General features: G+C 37.0%; 5 protein-coding genes. All 5 read left to right on the top strand.

Annotation, left to right across the window (positions count from 1 at the left end; translation table 11 throughout):
• Positions 1 to 187: 187 nt before the first annotated feature.
• Positions 188 to 1,087 carry an alpha/beta fold hydrolase gene (locus PN497_RS14030; protein WP_096572560.1) on the top strand — a complete coding sequence of 300 codons (900 nt, stop codon included), beginning with the start codon at positions 188 to 190 and terminating at the stop codon, positions 1,085 to 1,087.
• A 165-nt stretch (positions 1,088 to 1,252) separates the two neighbouring features.
• Entirely contained in the window at positions 1,253 to 2,224 is a 972-nt protein-coding gene (locus PN497_RS14025) for a CobW family GTP-binding protein (RefSeq protein WP_096565609.1), read from the top strand.
• A 123-nt stretch (positions 2,225 to 2,347) separates the two neighbouring features.
• A complete protein-coding gene (locus tag PN497_RS14020) occupies positions 2,348 to 3,388 on the top strand; it encodes a WD40 repeat domain-containing protein (protein ID WP_096565607.1) in 1,041 nt (346 codons plus the stop codon).
• Positions 3,389 to 3,435: 47 nt separating this feature from the next.
• The gene (locus tag PN497_RS14015; protein WP_096565605.1) at positions 3,436 to 3,723 is read left to right on the top strand and encodes a hypothetical protein; all 288 of its coding nucleotides are present in this window, start codon (positions 3,436 to 3,438) and stop codon (positions 3,721 to 3,723) included.
• A gap of 304 nt (positions 3,724 to 4,027) precedes the next feature.
• Positions 4,028 to 5,026: a metal ABC transporter solute-binding protein, Zn/Mn family gene (locus tag PN497_RS14010; RefSeq protein ID WP_096565603.1), complete on the top strand. Its 999-nt coding sequence runs from the start codon at positions 4,028 to 4,030 to the stop codon at positions 5,024 to 5,026.
• Positions 5,027 to 5,094: the final 68 nt, after the last annotated feature.

Below are 5,094 nucleotides of genomic sequence, written 5' to 3'. Positions count from 1 at the left end.
TAAACGCTGCGATTAATTTAAAAAAAGAAGCGGTCAGATTGATCGTGTTAGCCTGTGGACTAGATAGTGCCGACACTGCTAGGGTGAAACAGGAAGAAAAAGCCAACTTTTGTTAGCATTAGTTAGCTTTTTTGTATCGGAGAAAATAACCAATTACCAATTACCAATTACCAATTACCAATCACCAATGACGACTTTATCTACTACTGGTGTATTTGCTGGTGAAGTTAAAGAATTTCCCTGGAATTGGCAAAATCAGCCGTTGCGGGTGGTTTATGAAACCATAGGGGAGGGTTCACCACTTTTATTACTTCCTGCTTTTAGTAGCGTTTCCACACGGGGAGAAGTGGGAGAACTTGCCAAGTTACTCTCTACCCATTTTCAGGTTACTGCTATTGACTGGCCGGGTTTTGGTGAAAGTTCACGCTTGAGTTTAGATTACAATCCCGCCATATATGAGCAATTTTTAGCAGATTTTGTGAAATCTGTTTTTAATACTCCAATTATTGTGGTTGCTGCGGGTCATGCTACTGGTTATGTCTTAAAGCTGGCATTTAAACAACCAGAAGCTATTTCTAAAATTGTCTTGTTAGCACCGACTTGGCGCGGACCCTTGCCAACAATGGGGGCAAATGCCAATATAGCTGCTATGGTGCGGGGGATGGTGCGATCGCCTATTTTCGGTCAAGCACTCTACAAGCTAAACACTACCCCATCCTTTTTAAGTTGGATGTATCGCCGTCACGTTTTCACTGATACAACTAAACTTACACCCGAATTTATCGCCGAAAAATGGCAAACCACCCAACAACCAAACGCCAGATTTGCATCTGCGGCCTTTGTCACTGGCAACATTGATACTATTCACAGTCAAGCGGAATTTTTATCCTTGGTTGAGTCCGTAAACGTTCCCATCATGGCATTTATAGGCGCGTCTAGTCCACCAAAATCACGGCAAGAAATGGACGCTTTAGCAAAGTTACCAAAAATTACCAGCGTGATTATTCCTGGTACTTTGGGACTTCATGAGGAATATCCAGCAATTGTTTTTGATGCAATACTGCCATTTTTAACCAATATGTGTTAAACAGAGAATGATTCTCAATGACTGTCAGGAGTCAGGAGTCAGAATATTTGGGTTAACTGCTAGATGGCAAACAAGAATTTTTGACATAAGTGTTAAAAAGCTGACTCCTAACTGTTGATAGCCAACGAACCAATCATCAAATTATCTAAAAATTGCCTTAAAATTATGATGACTTCAGAAATAGCAAATACCGTACCCGTAACCGTTTTAACTGGCTATTTAGGTGCGGGAAAAACTACCCTCCTCAACCATATTCTCACCTACCAACATGGTAAAAAAGTAGCAGTTATCGTCAATGAATTTGGGGAAGTAGGCATTGATAATCAATTAGTAATTGATGCAGATGAAGAAATATTTGAAATGAACAATGGCTGTATTTGTTGTACAGTGCGTGGTGATTTAATCCGCATCATTGGTAATTTGATGAAACGCCGGGATAAATTTGATCATTTAGTAATTGAAACCACCGGATTAGCCGATCCTGCACCTGTGATTCAGACATTCTTTGTTGATGAAGATATGCAGAGTCAACTATCACTAGATGCAGTAGTTACGGTGGTAGATGCCAAACATATTTGGCAACATTGGGAAGCAGACGAAGCCCAAGAACAAATTGCTTTTGCTGATGTGATTTTATTAAATAAAACTGATTTAGTCACACCAGAAATTTTAGAGGAATTAGAAAAACGCATTCGTTCAATGAATGCAATGGCGAAAATTTACCGCACCCGAAATTCTGAATTATCAATGGATGCTTTATTGGGGGTAAATGCCTTCGATTTAGAACGCGCTTTAGAAATTGATCCTAACTTCTTAGGTGAAGATGCCCATGAACATGATGAAAGTGTTTATTCTATAGCTTTAGTAGAATCAGGTGCAATAGATGGGGAAAAATTAAATGCTTGGATGTCAGAATTACTTAGCACCAAAGGAACTGATATTTTCCGCATGAAAGGCATTTTAAACATTGCTGGTGAAGATAACCGCTTTGTTTTCCAAGGTGTACACATGATTTTTGATGGTAAAGCCGATAGACCTTGGAAAGAGAATGAAACCAGAAAAAATGAACTTGTTTTTATTGGACGTAATTTAGATGAAGCCAAGTTAAAACAAGATTTTCTGGCTTGTATTGTTTAGAAAGTCAGGATTTGTAGAAAGTCAGGATTCGTAGGGGTTTAGCAGTGCTAAACCCTGATAATAGAGATGGTGAGAAAAAGACTTTTCCCAATCACCAATCACCAGTCACCAATTACCTAATATATGAACTTCACAATTAACAAACCTCAAGAATTTACAACCTACTATTCAGGTCATCTTGCAGATTATATCACCTCTCTAAATTGGTCATCCACAGGTGAAAAACTGGCTGTAATATCTGCTGCGGGAGAAGTTGTCATCTGGGAAAATTGCGAAATTACTCACTTACAAACAACTACAGGTAAATCAATAGACTGTGTAGCTTTTTCCGCTGATGGTAAATATTTAGCCGTGGGTGGACAAGATGGAAAAGTAAAGATTTGGCGAGAAAATCAATTAATTAAAACCTTAGAAAATGCCCCTGCTTGGGTTGATAAATTGGCTTGGAATCATACTAATAATCTATTAGCTTTTAGTTTAGGGCGTTATGTTCAAGTATGGGATGCAGAAACAGAAAAAATTGTTGTCACTCTTAACTTTGAAAATTCATCAATTTTAGGAATTGATTGGCGTAAAGATGGAAAATATTTAGCTATTGGTGGTTATCAAGGTTTGAAAATTTGGAATAGTGAAGATTGGGATGATGAACCTTATATTTTAGCTATGGGTACAGTTAGTGTAGCAATGGCTTGGTCACCTAATGGTAAATATTTAGCGTCAGGAAATATGGATCGTAGCGTCACCGTTTTAGAATGGGAAAATCCTGATCCTTGGGTTATGCGTGGTTTTCCAGGTAAAATTCGTCAGTTAGCTTGGTCAGAAATTACAACTTCTACAGGTGCGCCGCTTTTAGCTGCTTCCAGTGTGGAAGGTGTGGTAGTTTGGGAAAAATCAGCGGATGAATCTTTAGGTTGGGAAGCGCGAATTTTAACCAATCATGTGGATATAATTAATGCGATCGCCTATGCACCCCAAAGTTATATACTTGCTTCTGCTGGTGCTGATGGGTGGTTATGTTTATGGAACGATAATTTTGAAGTATCGCAAATTCTCACAGGTGTACGTGGTGGTTTTTCTACTTTAGCTTGGCATCCCCAAGGTAAATTTTTAGCCGCTGGTGGGGAACAAGGAGAGCTACTAATTTGGTCAAAAACTAATGACTAATGTTGAATAATTGGTTATGCTGTATCAGCAGCCTTTAAGGGTGAACTATGAACATAACTAAAAACATAACTAAACTGATTTTTCTGGCTTGTCATCTGTTTTTAGCATCTTTGTTTTTGCTAGTAAGTCCAGCACAAGCATCTACTAGATGGAAGACTGTAGCTACTTCTGATCAGATTGTAGCGGCATCTGTACAACCAATTCCCGAATTAACAAAACCCATTTTCAAACAACAAAACCAGCAAATTTTAAATAATATTGGTTGCAGTTGTAGTGCTTGTGTTCAATCTAATTTTCATAAGTTGCAAGGTAAATTACCTAGTGCTGACTTTTAATCAAGTTAGCAATTATGAAACCAAATTCCGGCACAGTATTACTCATGTCTGTGCCTTTACTACTTGATTAATTTAGCTCTTAAAACACCACAATATTTTTTGGAGCATCCCAACTTTGAAAAAATAACCCCAGCAACACTAAAAAATCTCTTAAAACCTCTTACCTTTGTGTCCTTTGCGCCCTTTGTGGTTCAATCATATCAGGATCTGGGAGCGTTTTATTTCGTTAGATCAACATAAATTTACACATTTGGAATGCTCCCTATTTTTTGATTTAAATTTAATTTAGAAATAGCAGTTATTTATGACAAAAAAAATCATATACAAGAATTTATTAAATATTGCCTTATTGGTGATTTCCCTGGGATTTTCTGGTTGCAACAATCGCAATTTCAATACCAGATATATTCAGTATAATCAGACGCAAAATATTAACAAAAATCTTCCTCAAGTAGTGGCAACTACCAGTGTATTATGTGATTTAACTAAACAAGTTGCGGGAGAAACAATAAACTTGACTTGTTTAATTCCTCCTGGTTTAAATCCGAGTATTTATGAACCGACACCAGAAGATATTCAAGCCATTGAACAAGCTAAACTTATTTTATATCATGGTTATAATTTTGAACCAATTTTAATTAAAGTTATTCAAAATGCTCAAAATAATGCACCCAAAATAGCAGTTGCTCAACGTGCTGTCACCACACCTGAAAGATTACGTAAAAATGGTAAAAGTTTCACTGAACCACATATTTGGCATGATGTGAAAAATACTATTAAAATGGCAGAAGTAGTTAATAGTAATTTAAGTAAAATATTACCTCAACATCAAAAAGAATATAGTAGCAATACCAGTAAATTAACCCAAGAATTAAATGAACTAAACAACTGGGTTAAGTCTACACTTGCCACTATTCCTGATAAAAATCGCAAATTGCTAACAACCCACGAAGCCATGATTTATTATGTCAAAGCTTATGGTTTTCCCTATAAAGGTAGTTTAGCAGATATTAGGAATGAAGATAATTTAACAGATACAAAAGTGAAAAATTTAGCCCAATATATTCAAAAAACAAAAGCACCAACAGTTTTTGCAGATACAACAATTAATCTTATGTCACTTCAACCTATTACCAGCAAAGCAAATGTGAAACTTTTTGATAGACAACTTTATATTGATGGACTAGGTAAACCTGGTAGTGATGGAGAAACCTATCAAAAAATGATAGATGCAAATACCCGCAGTATTGTTGAAGGTTTGGGAGGTACTTATTTGAAATTTGAGCCAAATATTGGTAGGTAAACTGGTGACTGGTGACTGGTGACTGGTGACTGGTGACTGGTGACTGGTGACTGGTGACTGGTGACTGG

Origin of the sequence: Sphaerospermopsis kisseleviana CS-549, assembly GCF_028329225.1 — a bacterium.
Lineage (GTDB): Bacteria > Cyanobacteriota > Cyanobacteriia > Cyanobacteriales > Nostocaceae > Sphaerospermopsis > Sphaerospermopsis kisseleviana.
The sequence above is the reverse complement of the archived record's forward strand: the minus strand, read 5'-3'. Positions and strand labels throughout refer to the sequence as shown.